This window comes from Izhakiella australiensis, assembly GCF_002006995.1.
Taxonomy (GTDB): Bacteria; Pseudomonadota; Gammaproteobacteria; order Enterobacterales; family Enterobacteriaceae; genus Izhakiella; species Izhakiella australiensis.
Window position 1 is genome coordinate 211,343 of record NZ_MRUL01000005.1, and the last position, 24,050, is coordinate 235,392.

22 protein-coding genes are annotated in these 24,050 nt (G+C 53.4%); 2 read left to right on the top strand and 20 right to left on the bottom strand.

The window, feature by feature from the left end:
* Nucleotides 1-16 precede the first annotated feature (16 nt).
* The gene (locus tag BTJ39_RS10230) at nt 17-1,009 is read right to left on the bottom strand and encodes an AraC family transcriptional regulator (RefSeq protein ID WP_078002587.1); all 993 of its coding nucleotides are present in this window, start codon (nt 1,007-1,009) and stop codon (nt 17-19) included.
* Nucleotides 1,010-1,070: 61 nt separating this feature from the next.
* On the opposite strand from BTJ39_RS10230, the gene BTJ39_RS10235 reads away from it, so the two are divergent.
* On the top strand, nt 1,071-2,273 hold the full coding sequence (locus tag BTJ39_RS10235) for an MFS transporter (protein ID WP_078002588.1): 1,203 nt from the start codon (nt 1,071-1,073) through the stop codon (nt 2,271-2,273).
* 103 nt (nt 2,274-2,376) lie between these two features.
* Here BTJ39_RS10235 and BTJ39_RS10240 read toward each other — a convergent pair whose 3' ends face one another.
* From BTJ39_RS10240 to gcvA, 3 genes are all read right to left on the bottom strand, one after another.
* A complete protein-coding gene (locus BTJ39_RS10240) occupies nt 2,377-2,781 on the bottom strand; it encodes a GFA family protein (RefSeq protein WP_078002589.1) in 405 nt (134 codons plus the stop codon).
* Between the two features lie 91 nt (nt 2,782-2,872).
* Nucleotides 2,873-3,700, bottom strand: a complete 828-nt coding sequence (locus BTJ39_RS10245; protein ID WP_078002590.1) for a DMT family transporter — start codon at nt 3,698-3,700, stop codon at nt 2,873-2,875.
* Between the two features lie 74 nt (nt 3,701-3,774).
* Nucleotides 3,775-4,680 (bottom strand): transcriptional regulator GcvA, encoded by a 906-nt coding sequence (gene gcvA / locus BTJ39_RS10250; protein WP_078002591.1) that lies wholly within the window; start codon nt 4,678-4,680, stop codon nt 3,775-3,777.
* Nucleotides 4,681-5,268: 588 nt separating this feature from the next.
* Between gcvA and BTJ39_RS10255 the strand changes: the two genes are divergently transcribed.
* Nucleotides 5,269-5,988: a helix-turn-helix transcriptional regulator gene (locus BTJ39_RS10255; protein ID WP_078002592.1), complete on the top strand. Its 720-nt coding sequence runs from the start codon at nt 5,269-5,271 to the stop codon at nt 5,986-5,988.
* Between the two features lie 86 nt (nt 5,989-6,074).
* Here BTJ39_RS10255 and glmS read toward each other — a convergent pair whose 3' ends face one another.
* The 16 genes from glmS to ovoA all read right to left on the bottom strand — a co-directional run bounded on the left by glmS (nt 6,075) and on the right by ovoA (nt 23,981).
* Nucleotides 6,075-7,907, bottom strand: a complete 1,833-nt coding sequence (gene glmS, locus BTJ39_RS10260) for a glutamine--fructose-6-phosphate transaminase (isomerizing) (RefSeq protein ID WP_078002593.1) — start codon at nt 7,905-7,907, stop codon at nt 6,075-6,077.
* A 228-nt stretch (nt 7,908-8,135) separates the two neighbouring features.
* Nucleotides 8,136-9,506 (bottom strand): bifunctional UDP-N-acetylglucosamine diphosphorylase/glucosamine-1-phosphate N-acetyltransferase GlmU, encoded by a 1,371-nt coding sequence (gene glmU, locus BTJ39_RS10265; protein ID WP_078002594.1) that lies wholly within the window; start codon nt 9,504-9,506, stop codon nt 8,136-8,138.
* Between the two features lie 316 nt (nt 9,507-9,822).
* Nucleotides 9,823-10,242, bottom strand: coding sequence for a F0F1 ATP synthase subunit epsilon (locus BTJ39_RS10270; RefSeq protein ID WP_078002595.1), 420 nt, complete (start codon nt 10,240-10,242; stop codon nt 9,823-9,825).
* An 84-nt stretch (nt 10,243-10,326) separates the two neighbouring features.
* Entirely contained in the window at nt 10,327-11,724 is a 1,398-nt protein-coding gene (gene atpD / locus BTJ39_RS10275) for a F0F1 ATP synthase subunit beta (protein WP_078002596.1), read from the bottom strand.
* A 55-nt stretch (nt 11,725-11,779) separates the two neighbouring features.
* A complete protein-coding gene (gene atpG / locus BTJ39_RS10280; RefSeq protein ID WP_078002597.1) occupies nt 11,780-12,652 on the bottom strand; it encodes a F0F1 ATP synthase subunit gamma in 873 nt (290 codons plus the stop codon).
* Nucleotides 12,653-12,705: 53 nt separating this feature from the next.
* Nucleotides 12,706-14,247: a F0F1 ATP synthase subunit alpha gene (gene atpA, locus BTJ39_RS10285; RefSeq protein ID WP_078002598.1), complete on the bottom strand. Its 1,542-nt coding sequence runs from the start codon at nt 14,245-14,247 to the stop codon at nt 12,706-12,708.
* A gap of 14 nt (nt 14,248-14,261) precedes the next feature.
* A complete protein-coding gene (gene atpH / locus BTJ39_RS10290; RefSeq protein ID WP_078002599.1) occupies nt 14,262-14,795 on the bottom strand; it encodes a F0F1 ATP synthase subunit delta in 534 nt (177 codons plus the stop codon).
* Nucleotides 14,796-14,809: 14 nt separating this feature from the next.
* The gene (gene atpF, locus BTJ39_RS10295) at nt 14,810-15,280 is read right to left on the bottom strand and encodes a F0F1 ATP synthase subunit B (RefSeq protein WP_078002600.1); all 471 of its coding nucleotides are present in this window, start codon (nt 15,278-15,280) and stop codon (nt 14,810-14,812) included.
* 92 nt (nt 15,281-15,372) lie between these two features.
* Nucleotides 15,373-15,612 (bottom strand): F0F1 ATP synthase subunit C, encoded by a 240-nt coding sequence (gene atpE, locus BTJ39_RS10300; protein WP_003849523.1) that lies wholly within the window; start codon nt 15,610-15,612, stop codon nt 15,373-15,375.
* Between the two features lie 48 nt (nt 15,613-15,660).
* Nucleotides 15,661-16,479 (bottom strand): F0F1 ATP synthase subunit A, encoded by an 819-nt coding sequence (atpB, locus tag BTJ39_RS10305; RefSeq protein WP_078002601.1) that lies wholly within the window; start codon nt 16,477-16,479, stop codon nt 15,661-15,663.
* Nucleotides 16,480-16,487: 8 nt separating this feature from the next.
* Nucleotides 16,488-16,871 carry a F0F1 ATP synthase subunit I gene (gene atpI / locus BTJ39_RS10310; RefSeq protein WP_078002602.1) on the bottom strand — a complete coding sequence of 128 codons (384 nt, stop codon included), beginning with the start codon at nt 16,869-16,871 and terminating at the stop codon, nt 16,488-16,490.
* A 679-nt stretch (nt 16,872-17,550) separates the two neighbouring features.
* Nucleotides 17,551-18,165: a 16S rRNA (guanine(527)-N(7))-methyltransferase RsmG gene (rsmG, locus tag BTJ39_RS10315; RefSeq protein WP_078002603.1), complete on the bottom strand. Its 615-nt coding sequence runs from the start codon at nt 18,163-18,165 to the stop codon at nt 17,551-17,553.
* Nucleotides 18,166-18,291: 126 nt separating this feature from the next.
* Nucleotides 18,292-20,181 carry a tRNA uridine-5-carboxymethylaminomethyl(34) synthesis enzyme MnmG gene (gene mnmG / locus BTJ39_RS10320; RefSeq protein WP_078002604.1) on the bottom strand — a complete coding sequence of 630 codons (1,890 nt, stop codon included), beginning with the start codon at nt 20,179-20,181 and terminating at the stop codon, nt 18,292-18,294.
* Between the two features lie 400 nt (nt 20,182-20,581).
* The gene (mioC, locus tag BTJ39_RS10325) at nt 20,582-21,025 is read right to left on the bottom strand and encodes an FMN-binding protein MioC (protein ID WP_078002605.1); all 444 of its coding nucleotides are present in this window, start codon (nt 21,023-21,025) and stop codon (nt 20,582-20,584) included.
* A gap of 181 nt (nt 21,026-21,206) precedes the next feature.
* Nucleotides 21,207-21,668, bottom strand: coding sequence for a transcriptional regulator AsnC (gene asnC, locus BTJ39_RS10330; RefSeq protein WP_078002606.1), 462 nt, complete (start codon nt 21,666-21,668; stop codon nt 21,207-21,209).
* A 183-nt stretch (nt 21,669-21,851) separates the two neighbouring features.
* Nucleotides 21,852-23,981 (bottom strand): 5-histidylcysteine sulfoxide synthase, encoded by a 2,130-nt coding sequence (gene ovoA / locus BTJ39_RS10335; RefSeq protein WP_078002634.1) that lies wholly within the window; start codon nt 23,979-23,981, stop codon nt 21,852-21,854.
* Nucleotides 23,982-24,050 lie beyond the last annotated feature (69 nt).

Below are 24,050 nucleotides of genomic sequence, written 5' to 3' on the forward strand. Positions count from 1 at the left end.
CGCCCAAGCTCTTCTATTAGCTTTTCCGACTCGCACCAGGCGAATAGCCCGTAATGCGTTTGAAAGCGCGACTGAAGGCAGCCTGCGAGGTGTAGCCCAGCCGCAGGGCCACGGCGTCGATCGAAAGCCTGTCGTGGATAAGCCATTGCCGCGCCAGTCGCATACGTAGTTCGGTAACGTAGCGTAATGGCGATATGCCAATTGTGGCCTGAAAACGCCCGGCAAATACCGAGCGGGAAAGATGCGACTGCGCCGCCAGCGAGGAAACCGTCCAGCTCTCCCCCGGATGGCGGTGAAGCGCCAGCAGCGCGCGCGCCAGCCGGGGATCGCGCAGCGCAGCAACCAGCCCTGAGGCATTATTGCAGCCGCTTTCCACCCACCCGCGCACAATCATCGCCGCAACCACATCAGCAAGGCGGGCAAGGATACCGGCAAAACCAATGCGCCCGGAGCAAATCTCCTGTTTCATCGCATCCAGAATCGGCAGCAGGCCCGGGTAAAAGTCGCCGTTGGCATCCGCCACCATTACTTCAGGCATCAGTCTGCCGAGGCGATGCATTGCCCCCAGATCGAAGCTCATACAGCCATAAAATAAAATAGCGCCGGGAACCGTATCCTGGCTTGGGCAGGTATTGACTCCCCCTACCGTATCGCCAAGCAGCGCGGCGTCGAAGCTATTGATGTCCCGCGCCGGCACGTCGGCGCCGGAAAGCAGCTGGTGGGCGCCGCCGTGTGGAAGCAGCACCGCGTTACCGGCCGCAAGCCGGTATTCCTCGCCGTCGGCGGTGCGCAGGATAACCGAACCCACGGCCAGATAATGGAAATATGCGTATCCCGGCCTGGCGGCAAAGCTCATACCAAACGCAGGTCCGGTCTGAATGCGGCGATACTGAACGCCGTTCAGGCGCATTCCGGTCAGTAACTCGCTAATCAGCTCTGACGATAAAGCAAAGGGCATCTGAGTCTTCATTTCCGGCTTTTCAGTCAAAATATCGGGACTGACAATCATAGATCATCCTGTCCCGCCTGCTTAGACTTTTGCGCTGCACTAACGTTTAAGGGTGATTACGATGAGTAATGAGGATCTTTCGACCACGGTTAACGCCGAGCCGGCATGGCTGGCGGTTTTTTCACTGGCGATGGGCGTATTCGGGCTGTTAACCGCGGAATATCTGCCGGCCAGCCTGCTGACGCCAATGGCCGCCGAGCTCGGCGTCCCGCAAGCGCTGGCGGGCCAAGCCGTTACCGTCACAGCGGTCTCTGCCCTGCTGGCCGGGCTGCTGGTACCGGCACTAACGCGCCGCTTCGATCGGCGCAGGGTGCTACTGAGCTTCACGCTGTTAATGATCGTCTCTAACCTGCTGGTGGCGCTGTCTTCAAGCCTGCTAATGCTGCTGGCAATGCGCACCCTGCTGGGCATCGCCCTCGGTGGCTTCTGGAGCATGGCGGCCGCCGTCGCAATGCGGCTGGTACCGGAAAAGCGCCTGCCGCGCGCGCTGGCGATTATTTTCAGCGGCATCGCGGTGGGAACCGTAGTGTCAATTCCGCTCGGGAGTTACTTAGGCGGCCTGTACGGCTGGCGCAGCGCTTTCTGGGCCGCCGCCGCCGTTGGCGGCGTGACGCTGAGCTTCCAGCTACTCACCCTTCCCCGCATGGCGCCACGGCGCGTTACACAAACGGCTTCGGTTGTTGCATTGCTACGCCGACCGGGCATTGGCATCGGGATGCTGGGCTGCGTCCTGGCGCATACCGGCCAGTACGCGCTTTTCACCTACATTCGACCGGCGCTGGAAAGCGTGGTAGCGGTCGGAATCGACCAGCTTTCTCTGCTGCTACTGGGTTTTGGCGTCGCTAATTTTGCCGGTACGCTGCTGGCAGGATGGCTAATGGAGCGCAGCCTGCATCTGACGCTGATAGTGATGCCAGCCCTGGTTGGCGTCGCGGCGCTGAGTATCATTTTGCTGCCGGTCACGTTAAACGGCCTGATGATACTGGTCGCGCTATGGGGTCTGGCTTTTGGCGGCGTGCCGGTGGCCTGGTCGAACTGGGTTACCCGCGTGCTGCCCGATCAGGCAGAAAGCGCCGGCGGTATGGTGGTGGCCTCGGTACAATGTTCCATCGCCTCAGGCGCGGCGCTCGGAGGTATCATGTTCAGCGCAGGCGGCGTGACGACGGTTTTTATTACTGCTTCCGCAATCATGCTAACGGCCGCCGCGCTGATTGCACTGCGCGTTAGCACCCGATTACCCTGCTGCCCGGCGACGCAGAATTAAATGCCGATCTGACCGAAGGCCCCCGATCGACAGGTGATAAGCGCTTTACTGCGACCCTGTCAGATCGGGAAGGACGGGCAAGTAAGCGCCATTTCGCTGAATATCACTTTGCTGTATAGCTCAGGTAGCCTGCCACGCCGCCCGCACCGCCATCTTTAGGATGGTTATTGCCATCAATCACCTTTACAGAGGCAAAATCAAAGGGGGAGATGCCCTCAAGGCAAGCAGCGTTGACGCCATACAGTTCGGGATTAGAACGACGCTGATGGAAGGTATAGATACCGCATAGCGCGCAAAAATAATGCGCGACTTCTTTGCTGTTAAAACGGTACTCCGTAAGCTTATCGCTTCCTGCGGTCACTTTAATACGCCGGGCTGAGAGCACCACCGCGCCACGCATGCGGCATAATGAGCAGTTGCAGCGAAGCGCGCCGTTCAACCCTTCGATAAGCTCAACGTCAAAGGTTACCGCGCCACAGTGGCACTGGGCAGACATATTATCTGGCATGACTTTCTCCACCTGGTTCGCCGGTCGGTCCGGCATTTTAGCTAACAGACAATTTCACGCGTAATACTCAGGCCATTAGCTGACCCAACATCTAGCCAATGATGACAGTACCGACGGCAATAACCATGCACGCCAGTAACTTACGTACGCTTAGCCGCTCCCCGAGGAAAAAATAGCCGATCAGCGCGGCAAACAGCACGCTGGTTTCACGTAAAGCTGAGACGGCCCCCATCGGTGCGTGAGTCATGGCGTAAATAACAATGCCGTAGGCCAGCAAAGAAACCAGGCCGCCGGCAAAGGCGGTTACGAATCCGGGGCGCGGGGTTAACAGGCTCTTCGCGTCGCGTAAAGCAACATATACCGGCGGCATCATAATTCCCCACAGGGCGGACATCCACGCTGTATAGGCCATTGGATCGCCGGCCAGACGCACGCCGATCCCGTCAGTCACGCTGTAAGCCGCAATAAAGCACCCGGTTCCCAGTGCGTATGGCAGCCCCGGAGCAGAGAGCTTTCGTCCTTTGAATGCCAGAGAGATAATCGCGCCTGATACCAGAATAATTCCCAGCAGGGTGCTTATCTCCACCCTCTCTCCGGCGAAAACGGCGGCAGCGATGGCAATTAATATGGGTGAAGAACCGCGAGCAATGGGGTAAGTTTGCCCGAGATCGCCAACCTGATAGCTTCGAACCAGAAACAGGTTATAGCCAACGTGCAGCGCTGCCGACAGCAAGGCATAAATCCAGCTGGCTTTGGCCGGTGGCGGTAGAAAAAGCGCAATGATCACGCTGACGAGCGCTACCGCCACGCACATGATGGTCATTGACCAGAGTCTGTCCGCCCCTCCGCGCAGCAGCGCGTTCCAGCTGGCATGCAGCAGGGCGGCAAAAAGAATGAGTGAAATGATATAAACAGGCATTCCTCATCCTAAGTAACTAATGGCTATTATCAAAGCAAAGTCTTCTCACTTCACCATGAATAAATACTCATCATTCACAGCCACTCTTGCTGAGCAAGGTTAGCTTGCGCCCGCAGCCAGCCGCGAAAGTTGATGATGTGAGGCTGGGCTTCGATACCTTTTGGACAGACAAAATAGTAAGCGACTGGCGAAGGGAACGGCAGGTCAAACAGCCTGATCAGGCTGCCGTTAACCATCTCCTTTTCAACCAGCCCGCTGCGTGCCAGAGCGACCCCCTGCCCCAGCAGCGCTGCCTCAATCGTCATATTACTATCGGCAAATCTGACGCTTTCCGCGCTGGCGGGAACGCTGATGCCACTTTGCTGAAACCACTGCTCCCATTTTGGCACCAGGTCGGAACCGTCACGCATCAGCAGCGGAAAGCGTAACAGCTCGACCGGCTCATGGGGCGTGCCGAAGCGCTGCAGCAGACCAGGGCTGGCGACGGGAAATATTTGCTCTCTTAATAAAAGCTCCGAAAACAAGCCCGGATAATTACCGCTGCCAAACCGGATGGCAACATCGGATTCTGTCTGTGAAAAATTGATGATTTTGTTTATGGTCTCCAGCGAGACCAGAATTTCCGGATGCTGTCGCGACAGGTCCGGAAGCCGGGGAAGTAGCCACCTCAGCGCAAAGGAATAGCTGGTGCTGACCTTAAGCCGGGTCCGGCCCTTTTGCTCTCTCAATCCGGCAAGGGTGGATTCCAGATTAATGAAGAATTCACGCACAATCGGCGCTAATGTGGCGCCGGCTGGCGTCAGACTTAAGGTCTTTCCTCGCTGGAATAGCTGAACGCCCCACATATCTTCCAGATTTTTAAGCTGGTGGCTGACGGCACTTTGCGTGATATGCAGCTCCTCTGCGGCAGAGGTAAAGGTAGCGTGTCGGGTGGCGACCTCAAAGGCGCGTAGCGTGGCAGTCGGGGGCAGATCGCGCATACTGGCGTTTCTCCGGTGGCGTTGTCGATATTCTTAATGAGTAAAAACTCATAGTAAAATAGTTTAACGTCTCACCAAAGATAATCAGCTTATTATTTATAGAAATGCGCAATCAGATGTCAGGAAGGTAAGATAAATAGTCGTGAGGGTCGGATTGGAATTTGGCTTATTAATAGCACGATCAGTATCTTGCCTGAACACAGATCGCTCAATGTTCATTACACTATAATGGATAATTTTAATGCTATGAAAATATTATATTTTTATTATGTTCTATCTATTTATTCGATGGTAAAACTTCCCTGGTGCTGACCTTTATAAATGAATCAACTTTGCTTCATTGATTCTTAGTTATTTATCTCATTTTAAATAGAGTAATCATTACTCCACTTAACGCAGACAACTCCAGGCCTGAATGCTAACAATAAGATTGCGCTTACCAGAAAATATAAGTTAATCTAAACTACCGTGGTATAGAGAGAGACTATGGTACCAAATATATCGGCCAGTTTATACCGCTACCGATAGAGAAATTAGATTCGTTTCGCTTGTTTAAAGCTATATGTAACAGCACAGGAGTTGATATACATGGACGAGAAAAAAAACCTTTCTGACAAAGAATCCAACTTAGTCATTGATTCAATTAACAATATACCTCTTATTTCCATTATGGAAAAAGCCAGCATTCCCTGGGCAATAAAGGATAATCAATCCAGATTCGTTTATCTAAATGATTCTTGTCTTGATTTATTTAATATTCGACAAGGCTTTGACTTTGAAGGACGCATGGATGAAGAGATGCCATGCCAATGGTCAGATTTCAGCGATGATTTTAAATCCCATGACAGGAAAGCAGAGCAATCCAGAGACGGCGCTGAAATAATCACAACCTCTACTTTCGGAAGAGAGCAGATAATGGCGCCGTGGTATTTCCCAAAATTTCCTATTTATAACCACCGGGGTGATGTTTTAGGGACGGTTTTTTACGGTAAGAAGTTTAACTTCATCTCGGTATATGATTTTTTTAAAAATTTAAAGCCTTCGGTCATTTCCCTGAACCCGCCGGTAGATGACTTTTCAGAAAAAGAGCTGGATATTATATTTTACGCGCTGCAAAAGCTCACTGCGAATGAGATAGCAAAAACATTGCACCTGTCAAAGAGAACCATTGAAAACCGTCTTCAGGTAATTTATGGGAAAATCGGCGGCCACTCATTGAAGGACTTAATCGAATTCAGCGAGGCGACCGGATTAAAAAATTACCTGCCGAAAAAATTTCTGCGTGAGGGTGTCAATTTTTTCTGGTGATCCGACATAAAAAAGTCCGGTAGCTTTTACCGGACTTTTTACATTTTCAGCGCTAACGCGTCGCTAACCTCGCTGCGATGCGTGGATTACTCAACCGTAACTGACTTCGCCAGGTTGCGCGGCTGGTCAACATCCGTGCCTTTAATCAGGGCAACGTGATAGGAGAGCAGCTGTAGCGGAACGGTATAAAAGATTGGCGCAATCACCTCTTCAACGTGCGGCAGAGAGATAATACGCATTCCCTCGCTATCGGCGAAACCGGCGTCCTGATCGGCAAAAACATACAGCAAGCCGCCGCGGGCGCGGACCTCTTCGATATTGGACTTCAGTTTTTCCAGCAGCTCGTTGTTAGGCGCCACTACGATTACCGGCATATCCGCATCAATCAGCGCCAGCGGACCATGTTTAAGCTCGCCCGCCGCATAAGCTTCTGCGTGAATATAGGAGATTTCTTTCAGCTTTAGCGCCGCCTCCATCGCGATCGGATACTGATCGCCGCGCCCAAGGAACAGTGCATGATGCTTGTCGGAAAAATCCTCCGCCAGCATTTCAATGCGTTTATCCTGGGACAGCATCTGTTCGATACGGTTAGGCAACGCTTGCAGGCCGTGAACAATCTCCTGCTCCATTGCCGCATCCATCCCTCTCAGACGCCCTATTTTCGCCACCAGCATCAGCAGTACAGTCAGCTGGGTGGTAAAGGCCTTCGTAGAGGCAACGCCTATTTCAGTGCCGGCTTTGGTCATCAGCGCAAGGCTGGACTCTCGCACCAGCGATGAACCGGCAACGTTGCAGATAGCCAGCGAGCCGAGGTAGCCAAGCTCATTTGACAAACGCAGCGCAGCCAGCGTATCGGCGGTTTCACCCGATTGCGACAGGGTGATCAGCAGGCTGTTTTTTCGCACCGCCGAGCGGCGATAGCGAAATTCCGAGGCGATCTCGACATCGCAGGGAACGCCAGCCAGCGCTTCGAACCAGTAGCGCGCTACCATGCCGGAATTATAAGAGGTGCCGCAGGCGACAATCTGAATATGCTCGACCTGAGACAGTAAACTGTTAGCTTCGGTCCCCAGCTCAGAGAGATCGACGCTGCCGTGGCTCAGGCGTCCGGCCAGCGTGTTTTTAATGGCGTTGGGCTGCTCGAAAATTTCCTTTTGCATGTAGTGACGGTAAATGCCTTTATCACCCGCGTCATACTGCACGTTAGATTCAATTTCCGGACGGTTTATTACCTGCCCCTGGCGATCGACAACCGTGACATTACGGCGGCTAATCTCGGCGATATCGCCCTCTTCGAGGTAAATAAAGCGGCGGGTCACCGGCAGCAGCGCCAGCTGATCGGAGGCAATAAAGTTTTCACCAACGCCTCGCCCGATGACCAACGGACTGCCGGAACGCGCTGCCACCAGCGAGCCAGGATCGCGGCTATCCATTATCACCATGCCGTAGGCGCCGCGCAGCTGCGGAATAACCCGCAGCACCACTTCACGCAGGCTACCGCCGTTTTGCTGCTGCTCCCAGTGAACCAGATGCGCCACCACTTCGGTGTCGGTTTCTGAGGCAAATTTATAGCCGCGGGCCAACAGCTGCTCGCGCAGCGGCTCGTGGTTTTCAATAATGCCGTTATGCACAATAACGATATGTTCAGAAATATGCGGATGCGCATTCGTTTCAGAAGGCTCGCCGTGCGTAGCCCAACGGGTATGGGCAATGCCGGTTCCTCCTGCAGGGTGCGCTTCGCCAACGGCCTCGGCCAGCTTCTGCACCTTCCCTAGCCGCCGGATGCGAGCAACGTCGCCCTGGGCATTAACAATCGCTATCCCAGCGGAGTCGTAACCGCGGTATTCCAGTCGACGCAATCCTTCAATCAGGATTTCGGCGATATCGCGCTGAGCTACAGCGCCAACAATTCCACACATGTTTTATGTTCCTGACAAAATGGCGTTAATCGCCATTTGCGTTATCCGACAACCCGATCGCCCCGAGCCTTGTAGAGAGTTGGGGCCGCCTGCATTTTTCTTTGCGCCGCCTTGCGGGGACCACAGCCTGAAGCAATGTCTTCAAGGATGCTGTCCCCTAGCCAGGTGCGGCAGCCTGAAAGCTGCGGGCTTATTTTTCCCTCTCATTCGCGGAGGGTTTTTTAATGCTTATTTCTTTTTCACCGGGCGATGCCAGGCGGTGTTTAAATTTTGCTCTTTACGGTTATAAACCAGGCCCGGCGCCTGAACATCCTTCATTACGGTAGTGCCAGCAGCAATGGTGGTGCCGTCCGGCACGCTGACCGGCGCCACCAGCTGGGTGTCCGAGCCGACAAACACGTCGTCGCCGATAACGGTTTTCGATTTGTTCGCGCCATCGTAATTACAGGTAATGGTGCCGGCGCCAATGTTCACGTTGCTGCCGATGTCGGCGTCGCCAAGATAGCTGAGATGACCGGCTTTCGAGCCTTTGCCCAGCGAGGCTTTCTTCATTTCGACAAAGTTGCCGACGTGCGATTTTTCAGCCAGATCGCTGCCAGGACGCAGGCGGGCAAAAGGCCCGACGGTGACCTCGTTCGCCAGCCGGGAATCTTCAATGATGCTGTAAGGACTGATAACGCTATCGCTGGCTATGGTACAGTTTTTCAGCACGCAGCCGGCGCCGATGGTAACCCGATCGCCCAGCACCACGCGGCCTTCAATAATGACGTTGCAGTCGAGCGTAACGTCGCGGCCGCATTCGAGGGTACCGCGTAAATCAAAACGCGCCGGATCGCGCAGCATAACGCCAGCCAGCAGCAGTTTTTCCGCCTGCTCACGCTGATAAATACGTTCGAGCGTCGCCAGCTGCAGGCGGTTATTAACGCCGTCGGTCTCGCTGCTACGCGCCGGATGAACGGCGGCGATTTCACGCCCTTCCTGATGGGCGAAAGCGATAATATCGGTAATATAAAACTCGCCCTGCGCGTTATTGTTGGTCAGCTTGCTCAGCCAGCGTTTCAGATCGGCGCCGTTGGCGACCAGGATACCGGTATTGATTTCATTGATCTCTCGCTGCGCGTCGCTGGCATCTTTATGCTCGATGATGCCGGTTACCGCACCGTTCTCGCGCACGATGCGACCATAGCCGCTGGGATCGTCCAGAATAACCGTCAGCAGGCCAATACCGCCCTGCGGCTTAGCCGCCAGCAGACGATGCAGGGTGTCGGTACTAATCAGCGGCACGTCGCCGTACAGCATCAGGATATCTTCATCATCGGCAAAATGCGGGGCGGCCTGCTGCATGGCATGGCCGGTACCCAGCTGTTCAGCCTGAAGCACCCAATTAAGTCTCTTATCATTCAGCGTTGACCGCAGCAGATCGCCACCGTGCCCGTATACCAGGTTTAGCTTGCGTGCGCCAAGAGCCAGGCTGGCGTCGATCACATGCTGGACCATCGGCTTTCCGGCCAGCGGGTGCAAAACTTTGGGTAAGTCAGAATACATACGAGTTCCCTTGCCAGCCGCAAGGATCACCACGCTCATCGCGCTGTTTGACATAGGATTCCTGTCCATTAATGGAATGTTGTGAGTAAACCAGTTATGCGGTGAAAATTCGACATTTTTCTTACGGCAAAATTAGCCGCGATCCTTGTGCCACAAGGGCTGAAAAAGGGCGCATCTGATAGATAAGCCGCCTGATGTCACCGCAAAAACGCTAACCTAAGACTACGCTTATTTTTAGCTGATAAACAAGGTATGTGCCAAAGCAACCTGAGGCGCATTTATTTTCTCGCAGGATACAGCAGGCGCTGAGTAAACGGCAGCCATAAAAAAGCCAGCCCCTGGGGACTGGCTTTTATCAGCCTGAACCTGATTACATCGCTTTTTTGGTCAGCTCGATAACGCGTAGCTTAGCCAGCGCTTTCGCCAGCTCTGCCGACGCCATAGCGTAATCCACATCGCCGTGCGAACCATTGATGCGTTCTTCAGCTTTGCGTTTCGCTTCCAGCGCCCGCGCTTCATCGAGGTCTTTACCACGAATCGCCGTGTCAGCCAGTACGGTTACCATAGCCGGCTGCACTTCCAGTACGCCGCCGGAAAGGTAAATGAACTCTTCTTCACCTTTCTCTTTAACGATGCGCACCATACCAGGTTTAATGGCAGTCAGCAGCGGTGCATGTCCCGGGAATACGCCCAGCTCACCTTCGCTGCCAGACACCTGGATTTTTTGTACCAGCCCGGAAAACATCTGTTTTTCCGCGCTGACCACATCCAGATGAAATGTGTTAGCCATAACCAACCTCCAGAAAAACTATTCCCTTTATACTTCAGGCCGCCGGGCGTTCGCCGCGTGGCCTGAGTAGTTCAGGGTATAGAATTACAGTTTCTTCGCTTTTTCCACGGCTTCTTCGATGGCGCCAACCATGTAGAACGCCTGCTCTGGCAGATGGTCGAATTCACCGTCCATGATGCCTTTAAAGCCGCGAATGGTATCTTTCAGCGCGACGTATTTTCCGGGAGAACCGGTAAATACTTCTGCGACGAAGAACGGCTGAGACAGGAAGCGCTGGATCTTACGCGCACGTGACACCAGCAGTTTATCGTCTTCAGATAGCTCATCCATCCCCAGAATGGCGATGATGTCTTTCAGCTCCTGATAACGCTGCAGAAGAGACTGCACGCCGCGCGCTACGTCATAATGCTCCTGACCAACAACCAGCGGATCGAGCTGACGGCTGGTGGAATCCAGCGGGTCAACGGCCGGGTATATACCCAGAGACGCAATCTGGCGGCTCAGCGTAACGGTTGAGTCAAGGTGAGCAAAGGTGGTTGCCGGAGACGGGTCAGTCAAGTCATCCGCAGGGACGTATACGGCCTGTACCGAGGTGATTGAACCGGTTTTGGTGGAGGTAATACGCTCCTGCAGAACGCCCATCTCTTCCGCCAGCGTCGGCTGGTAGCCTACCGCTGAAGGCATACGGCCCAGCAGTGCTGATACTTCCGTACCCGCCAGGGTGTAACGGTAGATATTATCGATGAACAGCAGTACGTCGCGGCCTTCATCACGGAATTTTTCCGCCATGGTCAGACCGGTCAATGCTACGCGCAGACGGTTGCCCGGCGGCTCGTTCATCTGTCCATACACCAGCGCAACTTTATCCAGAACGTTGGATTCGCTCATTTCGTGGTAGAAGTCGTTACCCTCACGAGTACGCTCACCCACGCCGGCGAATACCGAGTAACCTGAGTGCTCAGCCGCAATGTTACGGATAAGCTCCATCATGTTTACGGTTTTACCTACGCCTGCGCCACCGAACAGCCCCACTTTACCGCCTTTCGCAAACGGACAAATCAGGTCGATAACCTTGATGCCGGTTTCCAGCAGTTCCTGCGAGTTTGACTGATCTTCATAGCTCGGCGCGGCGCGGTGAATAGAAGAAACTTCGACTGCGCTACCGTCTTCCTCGGTCAGCTCGCCTTTCATATCGATAGGCTGGCCCAGCACGTTCATAATACGACCAAGGGTCGCTTTACCTACCGGAACCTTGATCGGCTCGGCCAGGTCTTCTACAGGCAGGCTACGCTTAAGGCCGTCAGAAGAGCCCATGGCGATAGTACGCACTACGCCGCCGCCCAGCTGCTGCTGAACTTCCAGCACCAGGGTCACGTCACCATTTTTAACCCGCAGGGCGTTGTACACTTTAGGTACCGCGTCCTGAGGGAATTCGACGTCAACTACTGCGCCGATAATCTGGACAATCTTTCCAGTTGCCATCTTGAATCCTCTACCTAATTCGTTCATATCAGGCCGCGCAGGCCGGATATACCTGTTAAACCGCGGAGGCCCCCGAGACGATCTCGGTAAGTTCCTGGGTGATGCTGGCCTGACGAGCTTTGTTGTAAACCAACTGCAGCTCTTTGATCAGGTTACCGCCGTTATCGGTTGCAGCTTTCATCGCCACCATACGCGCGGCCTGCTCGCTGGCCAGGTTTTCTACAACACCCTGATATACCTGCGATTCGACGTAACGACGCAGCAGAGTATCCAGCAGCGCTTTCGGATCGGGTTCGTACAGGTAGTCCCAGGTCTTGGTTTTCAGTTCAGCTTCTTCTTCGCCTTTTGCTGGCGGTAACGGCAGCAGCTGACTGATCACCGGTGACTGCGACATGGTGTTGTTAAACTTGTTGCTGACGATAAACAGCTTATCCAGACGCCCTTCGTCATAGGCTTGCAGCATCACATTTACCGGCCCGATAAGATCGGACAGAGAAGGGTGATCCCCCATGCCAGTAACCTGCGCGACGATATCGCCGCCAACAGCACCGAAGAAAGACAGGCCTTTCGAACCGATAATCGCCAGTTCGCACTCAACGCCTTTATCGGACCAGCTTTTCATGTCTGTCAGCAATTTTTTGAACAGGTTAATGTTCAAACCACCACAAAGCCCGCGGTCGGTAGAAACGACCAGATAGCCGACGCGCTTGACGTCGCGCTCTTCCAGGTAAGGGTGCTTGTATTCCAGATTACCAAGCGCGATGTGACCAATCACCTTGCGCATGGTGTCTGCATACGGACGGCTGGCCGCCATGCGTTCCTGCGTTTTACGCATTTTGGAGGCGGCGACCATTTCCATCGCTTTAGTGATTTTCTGCGTGTTTTTCACGCTTCCAATCTTGTTACGTATCTCTTTTGCGCCGGCCATTTAGCTTCTCCTCAAAGCCTTGCGGCTTGCCTTTTCAGACAAGCCGCCAGACGTTACCAGGACTGGGTTGCTTTGAACGTTTCGAGGAGCTTTTTCAGCTGCTCTTCGATTTCGTTGTTGTAATCACCAGACTGGTTGATTTTCTGCATCAGCTCGGCGTGGTCGCGATCGGCAAACGCCAGCAGTGCGGCTTCGAAGCTGCTGATTTTCGCCAGCTCAACGTCGTTCAGGAAACCACGCTCAGCGGCAAACAGCGCCAGACCCTGCTGCGCGATGGACATCGGCGCATACTGTTTCTGCTTCAGCAGTTCGGTCACTTTCTGACCATGACTTAGCTGTTTGCGGGTCGCTTCGTCCAGATCGGAGGCGAACTGGGAAAATGCGGCCAGCTCACGGTACTGCGCCAGCGCGGTACGGATGCCGCCGGACAGTTTCTTAATGATCTTGGTCTGTGCAGCACCACCAACACGGGATACGGAAATACCCGGGTTAACTGCCGGACGAATACCTGAGTTAAACAGGTTGGATTCCAGGAAGATCTGACCATCGGTAATTGAAATTACGTTGGTCGGAACGAACGCGGAAACGTCGCCAGCCTGAGTTTCGATAATCGGCAGAGCGGTCAGCGAGCCAGTTTTACCTTTAACTTCACCGTTAGTGAAACGCTCAACGTAATCGGCGCTCACGCGGGAAGCACGCTCCAGCAGACGGGAGTGGAGATAAAACACGTCGCCAGGGAAAGCTTCACGGCCCGGCGGACGACGCAGCAGCAGAGAAATCTGACGGTAAGCAACGGCCTGTTTTGACAGGTCATCATAGACGATCAGCGCATCTTCGCCGCGGTCACGGAAGAATTCACCCATCGCACAGCCGGCATACGGCGCCAGATATTGCAGCGCGGCAGATTCAGAGGCGGAGGCCACAACGACGATGGTGTTAGCCAGGGCGCCGTGCTCTTCCAGCTTACGCACCACGTTAGAGATGGTGGAGGCTTTCTGGCCAATCGCGACGTAGACGCATTTAATGCCGGAGTCGCGCTGGTTGATGATGGCATCGATAGCCATCGCCGTTTTACCCGTCTGACGGTCACCGATGATCAGCTCACGCTGGCCACGGCCGATTGGAATCATTGAGTCAACGGATTTGTAACCAGTCTGAACCGGTTGATCAACCGACTGACGATCAATAACGCCCGGGGCAATAACTTCGATCGGCGAGTAAACGTCGCTTTCAATCGGACCTTTACCGTCAATGGCCTGACCCAGGGTGTTAACCACGCGGCCCAGCAGGCTGCGGCCTACCGGAACTTCGAGGATACGGCCGGTACATTTGACCTTCGTGCCCTCAGCGAGGTCAGCGTAGGGCCCCATGACAACCGCACCAACAGAGTCGCGCTCCAGGTTCAGGGCGATAGCGTAACGGTTGCCCGGCAGGGCAATCATCTCACCCAGCATGACATCGGCCAGGCCATGTACGCGGATGATACCGTCACTTACGGATACGATAGTACCTTCGTTGTGAGCTTCGCTCACGACATTGAACTGAGCAATGCGCTGCTTGATCAGTTCGCTGATTTCGGTGGAATTCAGTTGCATATGCTCCAGTCCCCTTAAGACTGCAAGACGTCTGCAAGACGCTCAAGACGGCCGCGCACGCTGCCATCAATGACCATATCACCCGCACGGATGATAACGCCTGCCATTACAGACTTATCGATTTTGCAATTCAGCTTAACTTTGCGTGACAGACGTTTTTCCATCGCGGCGCTGATTTTACTCAGCTGTTCGTCACTCAGCGTACTGGCGGAGATGACATCCACTTCAGCGCTCGCCTCATGGGCAGCGCGAAATTGGATGAACTGCTGCAGTACCGCAGGCAGCGCGGTTAAACGTTTATTTTCTGCCATAACCTTAATCAGGTTCTGACCGGCTTCATCCAGCTGATCGCCACAAACAGCGATGAACGTTGCAGATGTGGCTTCCGGCGCCAAAACGCCGGACAGGAGATCTGCCATCTGGTCATCGCTGGCGACTTCAGCCGCAAAAGCCAGCATCTGCTGCCAGCGTTCAATGCTTTGATGCTCAACAGCAAAGTCAAAAGCGGCTTTGGCGTAGGGGCGAGCTACCGTAGCTAATTCAGACATCAGCCCCGCCCTCCTTACAGTTCAGCGACCAGTTTATCGACGATGTCGCTGTTAGCAGCTTCATCCACAGAACGTTCAATAATTTTCTCGGCACCGGCAACGGCTAGCAGCGCAACCTGCTTACGTAATTCTTCACGCGCACGTTTACGCTCAGCATCGATCTCAGACTGAGCCTGAGTCACGATCTTAGTGCGTTCAGCTTCGGCTTCCGCTTTCGCGTCGTCCAGAATCTGAGCGCGGCGCTTGTTCGCCTGCTCAATAATAACCTGAGCCTCTTCCTTCGCTTTTTTAAGCTGATCGGTCGCAGAAGCCTGCGCGAGATCCAGATCTTTTTTGGCACGTTCAGCAGAAGCAAGACCGTCAGCAACTTCTTTCTGACGTTTTTCAATGGCAGCCATAATCGGCGGCCATACGTACTTCATACAAAATGCGACAAACAGGATGAACGCGATAGCCTGGCCGAGGATTGTTGCGTTAAGGTTCACAGCACAATACCTCTTGTTAAGTTAACTTTTCTGCCCACGGGCAAGAATCCGTTCATCGCTTGCGGTAAGCCGTTCGGCGATGAACACGTTTACTAGGCGACGGCAAACATCACGTACAGACCCAGACCAACAGCGATCATCGGGATAGCATCCACCAGACCCATTACAACAAAGAACTGCGTACGCAGCAGAGGAATCAGATCCGGCTGACGCGCAGCGCCTTCCAGGAATTTACCTCCGAGGATGCCGATACCGATCGCAGCACCGATTGCCGCCAGACCCATCATCACAGCGGCAGCCATGTACAGCAGATCCATATTCAGGTTTTCCATGACAGTCTCCAGTTTGTTTCAGTTAAACGCAGTAGTGTTGATAAAAAATCAATGTTCTTCAGATGCCATCGACAGATAGACAATCGTCAGGACCATGAAAATGAAAGCCTGCAGCGAAATGATCAGGATGTGGAAAATGGCCCATGGCACATTCAGAATCCACTGTGACCACCATGGCAACAGGCCGGCAATCAGGATAAAAATCAGCTCACCCGCATACATGTTGCCAAACAGTCGCAGGCCGAGAGAAACCGGCTTGGACAACAGGCTCACGCCTTCAAGAATCAGGTTGATTGGAATGAAGATAGGATGATTAAACGGTTGCAGCGTCAGCTCTTTTGCAAAGCCGCCGATGCCTTTCATTTTGATGCTGTAAAACAGAATCAAAATAAATACGCCCAGCGCCATTGAGAGCGTGATGTTCACGTCAGCAGAAGGCACCACGCGCAATGCGGGAAGACCAAAAACGTGCTCGCCGATGTATGGCAGCAGGTCAATCGGCAACAGGTCCATGAGGTTCATCAGGAAAACCCAGACGAAGATCGTCAGAGCCAGAGGGGCAATCACTTTGCTTTTACCGTGGTACATATCACGCACGTTGCTATCGACAAAGCCCACTACCAGCTCAACCGTCGCCTGCCATTTGCCCGGCACGCCGCTGGTGGCCGATTTCGCTACCCTGCGAAACAACCCCAGAAAAAGCAGACCTAAGACGATGGAGAAAAACATGGAGTCGATATTCAGAACCCAGAACGTCGCCGGGACGTGGCTTGGGTCCACCAGCTGGAAGGTACGCAGGTCTATCTGTAAGTTATGCAGATGATGACCGATGTACTCCTGCGGCGTAGAGATTTCTCCTGCAGCCATGATGCCTCTTACCCTTTGTTGTTAATTACAGCCGGCGCGACAATTTGCACTATCAGCACCGATAACCAGGTTAATCCAAGCGGCATAAATACCGCCTTAAAACCGCCCAACGCCACAATCAGAAGCAGAATGGTCAGTAGCACCTTACAGGCTTCGCCCAAAGCAAATGTCCAGGCAACGCGTCCTTTAACAGGTGACTGACCTTGCAGGCGCCAGGCTAAAAGTACAAAAACGACGTTCGGCAACCAGGCCGCTACGCCGCCCGCTAATGCGGAGGCTCCCCAGGTTACGCCTTTGAAGGCATAAAACAGCGCGCCAATGATTATCAGAGTTACCAGCTGCGTACCCAGCAGCCTGCGGGTTAAACTCTTGCTATACAGAGGTGCAGACATGTCGCTGAACTCTCCTGCCCGTTTGGCTACCCCACGGGATGTATGACACTGCCTTTGTCCTTTTGAGTCAAGCAGCAAAAAACGAGCAAATTATACGGGGCGCACCTGTGATTACAATCGATAAGTAGCGAAAAGGTGAACAATTATTTAAATTTCTTTCGACAGCCGCGTTTTATAAAACTGACATATTAGCCTTTTAACTGAAAATTACTGCTAATACGCGGCAAAACAGCCACAAAAGCGTGCTTAAGATCACACTTCTATAATGAAAAGATCGTAAGAAATAAAAGATTTTTAGGATTAATTACCGTTAAGAATAATCTGTATATAATAAAAACAATCAGTTAAAGAAATAACCGCGCAAAACGGCCTTTATTCATAATAAAAAGCGCGCATTGACATCCAGCACAAGATTTCCAGGCGATTTTTCAGCGATAAAAAGCGCAGCCGGGCGGAAAAAATATTTTACCACGTGATTATCCCGACGCTTCATCCACGGGGAAAAAGTAATTAACATGATACTTAATTGTAAAATTAAAGTTAAATGTTGCCATGCGTGTCAGATAATTTCAGCCGCTGATTTTAACTTTTCCTCGCGCCTTTGAGGTCAAAACTTGCGGCGTTTAGCCGGTAAATTTGGCACGTTTAGGGAAAGAAAATCTGCAGATTCAGCGATCAACTACCCCCTGCGGATAACGATCAGGTGACGTTCGCCATCAAGTTCCGGTACCCGCAAACGTTCAATACGCTCAACCTGAAACCCATGAGGCATGGCCGCCAGCTCGCTGTCGTCCAGCTGTCCCTTAAGTGCATAAAATGCCCCCTTTTCAGCAGGTAATGCCTGGCACCAGCTAAGCATGTCATTCAGGGAAGCGAAAGCCCGGCTGATAACGCCGTCAAAATCACGCTCGTCAAACTGCTCAACCCGGCTTTGTACCGGATTGATATTTGCCAGCTGCAGCTCGTGCTGCACCTGGCGCAGAAAGCGCACGCGCTTACCCAGGCTGTCCAGCAGGGTAAAATGCGCGTCAGGACGCACAATGGCCAGCGGGATACCCGGCAGGCCCGGCCCGGTGCCAACGTCGATAAAGCGCTCTCCCTGCAGATGAGGCTCCACCACAATGCTGTCGAGTATATGACGAACCAGCATTTGCTGGGGATCGCGCACCGAGGTCAGGTTATAGGCTTTGTTCCACTTGTGCAGTAACTCAACGTAGCCAACCAACTGCTGCTTTTGCCGATCGGCAAGCGAGATATGGGCGGCATCAAGCAGGCGGGAAAGTTTTTCAATCACTGATGTAATCCGGTATTTATGAACTGACTAAAAATAATAAACCCGCGCAGTGCTCAGAACATCTGAGAGGATGCAAATCCCCGCAGAAAGACGAGCACTGCCACGACCGAGGCTTCAGACGTTTCGTCAGGCGGATTTACGCAGCAGCCCCTGCTTTTTTAGCCAGATAAGCAGAATGGAAATCGCCGCCGGGGTAATCCCGGAGATCCGCGAAGCCTGGCCGATGGAGCCTGGCTTATGATCGTTGAGCTTGGCTTTGACTTCATTAGAAAGGCCGCTGACCTGCAAATAATCAAGGTCGACAGGCAGTAAGGTATTTTCATTGCGCAGCTGGCGGGAGATTTCCTCCTGCTGGCGAGCAATATAGCCTTCGTACTTGACCTGAATTTCAACCTGTTCCGCCGCCTGCTCATCCGCAAGCGCACGGCCAAAGCAGCTAAGAGTCATCAGCTGCTGGTAGGTCATTTCCGGCCGGCGTAGTAGATCTTCGCCGTTTGCTTCTTTTGTCAACGGCGCGCTCAGCAAGGCGTTAACTTCTTCCACGTTGCTGGATTTTGGATGCAGCCAGGTATCACGCAAACGCTGACGTTCCTGTTCGATCTGTTCCAGCTTCTGGTTGTAGCGCGCCCAGCGCGCATCGTCCACCAGCCCCAGCTCGCGGCCGGTTGCGGTCAGGCGCAGATCCGCGTTGTCTTCCCGCAGCAGCAGACGATATTCCGCGCGTGAAGTGAACATGCGATAAGGCTCTTTGGTGCCGAGGGTACAGAGATCGTCAACCAGTACCCCGAGATAGGCCTGGTCTCGTCGTGGTGCCCAGCCCTCTTTGTCGGCAGAGAAACGCGCGGCGTTCAGACCAGCCAACAGGCCCTGAGCGGCTGCTTCTTCATAACCGGTAGTACCGTTTATCTGGCCGGCAAAAAACAGGCCGTGGATAAACTTGTTCTCCAGCGTTGGTTTCAAATCACGTGGATCGAAAAAGTCATACTCAATGGCATAGCCCGGACGCACGATCCTGGCATTTTCCAGGCCCTTTATCGAACGAACGATCAGCATCTGAACGTCAAAAGGCAGGCTGGTGGAAATACCATTAGGATAAATTTCGTTGCTGGTTAACCCTTCAGGCTCAAGGAAGATCTGATGCGCATTGCGATCGGCAAAGCGCATCACTTTATCTTCGATCGACGGGCAGTAGCGCGGACCGATCCCTTCGATGATCCCGGCATACATGGGACTGCGATCGAGATTATTGCGGATCGTTTCATGCGTCTGTTCATTGGTATAAGTCATCCAGCACGGCATTTGCCGCGGATGCTGATCCACGCTGCCCATGAATGAAAATACCGGCATCGGGTTATCGCCGTGCTGGGTGGCCAGCATGCTGAAATCAATAGTTCGGGCATCAATACGCGGCGGGGTACCGGTTTTCAGGCGGCTAACCCGTAAAGGCAATTCGCGCAATCTGCGCGCCAGCGGTATGGAAGGCGGATCGCCAGCGCGACCGCCGCTATAGTTATCCATACCGATGTGAATTTTTCCGTCAAGGAAAGTCCCCACGGTAAGCACCACGGCTTTGGCTCTGAATTTAAGCCCCATCTGGGTAACCACCCCGACCGCCCGATCGTTTTCCACGATCAGATCGTCAACTGCCTGCTGAAATATCATCAGGTTGGGCTGGTTTTCCAGTGCGCTGCGTACAGCCTGGCGATACAGCACGCGATCGGCCTGAGCGCGGGTTGCCCGTACCGCCGGACCTTTGCTCGCGTTTAGTATCCTGAACTGAATACCAGCTTTATCCGTTGCCGCTGCCATCAACCCGCCAAGAGCATCCACTTCTTTAACCAGATGGCCTTTGCCTATCCCACCGATCGCCGGGTTACAGGACATTTGTCCCAGCGTGTCGATATTGTGGGTTAATAACAGGGTTTGCTGACCCATTCGGGCTGCAGCCATGGCGGCTTCTGTGCCCGCATGACCACCACCGATAACGATGACGTCAAAAGGATCTGGATAAAACATGGTACTGCACCTCATAGCGATGGGGAGATCGATGCCCGGGCCGTGGATTCTACTTAAATTCCTTCACCGGTAAAAGCACCAGGATCGTAGGTATTAAAAAGAAGATCTTTTTATTTAAAGATCTCTTTATTAGATCTTCTATTAGGATCGCGACACTCTGTGGATAAGCGAAAAAAGGGCTTTTTGATCAAGCTGATATTAAGGATCATTAACTGTGAATGATCGGTGATCCCAACCGGAATAAGCTGGGATCTAAATGGCTAGTTATTCACAGCCACAGGGGGAGGTAAAAGTTATTCTTTGGATAATAACGGGTTTTAAGCCGTTAAAAGACAGGGTTATCCACAGATAAAGGTTAAAGGATCGCACAAAAAGGCGCTTTGATTTTGCGATCGTATCGTTATTGCAGATGCTGCTGCCAGACCGCCAGCCAGGCCTCGGCCGGATCTTCCGGTATTTCATGTTCCAGCACATCGATCTTCAGCGTTTCCCCCAGCAGCGTCGCGCCACATGCCTGCATCGCTTCATTTACTTTCTCGATAGCGCCGCAAAAAAGATCATACTCGCGATTGCCAATGCCGATTGCCCCGTAGCGTACGCGGCTGAGATCGGGTTTCTGCTCAACCAACTCATCCACCAGCGGTTGCAGGTTATCTGGCAGATCGCCGGCACCGTGGGTTGATGTCACTATCAGCCACAGGCCTTCAGCGGGCAGTTCACTCAGCTCCGGACCATGTAACATCTCACTTGAGTAGCCTTGCACCTCAAGTTTTTCTGCCAGGTGCTCTGCCACGTATTCGGCGCTGCCGAGCGTACTACCGCTAATGAAGGTGATATCTGCCATAACTGCCCCAGGATCCTGCTAATAAAGGAGCGTATTGTAAGCTGTGATCAAGCTCAGATCTACCTGTGGATAATTGGGGTTATTACGGCCGGTTGATCATCGCAGGATAAAGAAAAACCCCATGATTAAAGGGGTTGGTTGCCTCTATGCTGAAGGGCTGATGTGGATAAATTTATTCCCTTCAGGGCTTAATGGTGCGGGTGATTGGGTTCTGTAATGAAATCAGCGTCTCGGTAGACTGAATTTCTTCAATGGTCTGTATTTTGTTAATCAGCACCTGCTGCAGAGCATCAATTGAACGACACATCACCTTGATAAAAATGCTGTAGTGACCCGTGGTGTAATAGGCTTCAACGACTTCGTCGAGGCTTTCCAGCCGGGCGAGTGCGGAAGGGTAATCGCGGGCGCTTTTCAGAATGATGCCGATAAAACAGGTAACGTCATAGCCGAGCTTTTTGGGGTTAATCTCAACGCGGGTGCCTTCAATAATGCCCGCCTGGCGCATTTTCTCAACGCGTACATGGATGGTGCCGGGGCTAACATGAAACTGCTTTGCCAGTTCGGCATAGGCGGTGCGGGCGTTATCCATTAACGCATTGAGGATGCCGCGATCCAGATCGTCGATTTGCGTATTTTCAGCCATGGAGCAAATTTCCTGGTTATTTGTCGCTTTATTCAGGTTAAATTTGCGCGATCGACAGGTTACAGGCAAGAAAAAAGCGCTTGCCTGTAACGCTGACGTTGGTAAGTCCGGCGCCCGGTCACAGAACGTTCGTCTGCGCCATCGCGCCGGGGCCGTTTACTGCCGCTAACCGCATTTATCGTCTTAACGCTTACGCCACAGGCTGACCTGGGCCAGCGAATGCTGATATTTGCGGGCGGTTTCTCGGATAACAAAAGGAACGTCCTGCGGCGGCGCGATTTCTTCAAACTCAGCGGCCAGAAGACGTTGCAATGCCTGGTAGCTGCTCAGCGCTTCACCGTTTTCACGCAGACCGCCGAGCCACTGGCTGCGCTCGGTATATTCTTCAAGCCAGGTCCAGGGCGAGGAGATCAGCAGCACGCCGCCTGGGCGGATCATCGCTGCGATATCTTGCAGGAAGCGACGCGGCTGGCGTAGGCGATCGAGTAAATTCGCGGCCAGAACCAAATCGTAATGCCGTGGTTGAGGCTTGAGGTTACAGGCGTCGCCCTGAATAAATTGCACTTTATCGGCGGTGATGCTGTCAATACCCACCTCTTTCAAACGCAGCTGGCGATATTCTACCAGCTCGCCCTCCGTCGGCGTGACGTAGCGGAAATCCTCCCCGCTTATCAGCTGCAGCGCCACGTCGATAAAGCGGGCGCTGTAATCCATTCCGGTCACCTGGTCAAAATGCCGGGCCAGTTCAAAGCTGGCACGTCCGGTTGCGCAGCCGATATCCAGGGCGTGGCCTCTTTGCTGCGCGTGCGGCAGAGCTATTTCTACCAGCTGCCGGGCGTAGTTAGCGATGCTGAAATATTCCGGGCCGTACTGGAATTCAAGGTATTGCGACACCATGGCATCCGTTTCATAGGGATTAAGCGCCATGCTCTCCTGGTGTTCGGAAACCACATAGCGAAAGCCTGCGTGCTGGAAAAAATGACGACGAAAGGCGTAGCGCGAGGACTTTAAGGCTTCGTTGCCGGTGGATATCCAGCTACCGCCCTTGATCAGCGCGTGTTTGCCGTCGAAGGTTGGCGTCGAGAAGTCATCGTAAAGCGGATGAACTTTGAATCCTTCGAAACCATTGGTTGGCGTGGTGGTCCACTGCCAGACGTTGCCCACCAGATCGTAAAACTCGCCCTGGCGAAAGGTATCTACCGGACATGATGATGCCCACCAGGCCAGATTTATATTACCTGGCGGCAGCTGCCATTCAGGCTGATCGCCCGGCACGGCTTCGCGCAGGCGATACCACTCGCTTTCGCTCGGTAGTTGGACTGACAGTCCGGTCTGCGCGGCCTTCCAGCGGCAAAACGCAGCCGCCTCCAGCTGATTGACTTCTACCGGCCAGTCCCACGGCATCGCGACGTTTTCAGTCATCAAGCGCAGTTTGAGCGTGTCAGGCTGCTCAGGTTGTCCCACCCAGAACGTTGGCATAACGGCCTGAGAAAACGCGCGCCAGCCCTGACCTTCATCGTCCCACCAGCGAGCGTTGTGATAGCCATCATCCTGCACAAAATGCAGAAACTCGGCATTGCTGACCAGCATCTGGCTGGCCTGAAATTGGCGGACATCATGGACCTGGCGGCCATACTCATTGTCCCAGCCGTAGGTATCATCGGTTTTGCCCAGGGTGACGCGCCCGCCGGCGACTGGCAGCAGGCGGTTTTGCGGAACCTCCTGCTGCCGGTGTCGCGCCTGCGGGCAAGAGGGCCAGTGAGGCTGAGGTTGCACCCATTCAACCGGCAGCTGGCGAATTAACACGCTGGAGGTTTCCAGATGGATACGTTCATGCTCGATGCCCATCAGGATTACCCATGCCGGGCTGTTCCAGCTTATCGGCAGCTCCAGCGGCATGGTTGTGATGATTTCCGTGACCAGACCTTTCACCTGGGCACGATAATCGCGTAGCTGGGCAATGTCCGGCCACGCATAGTGGTTGTCATCAAGATCATCCCAGCTCATTTCATCTACGCCGATGGCCATCATCGCTTCTATATGAGCATCAAGGCGCTTATCAATAAGCTGGCCGGCCATCAGCTTATTGATATAAAAGGTGGCGGTGTGGCCGTAGTAAAAGATCAGCGGGTGGCGCAGCGGGATTGCTTTTGTATACCAGGCCCGGGGATCGTTGAGGCAGCTGAACAGGCTTTCATACAGCTCCCAGGTCTGGTTGAAGTAATTCAGCAACTGCTGGCGCTTTTCAGCGCTACTTTTCCCGCTGAGATACAGAGTACGGGTGGGAAGGGGCAAATTGTCCGCTGGTGTCATTGCGTCTGTCATGGCTTTTTCCGTTTTTATCTGTTTAAAGCACAAACATGACTATAGCAAAGTCGTTTG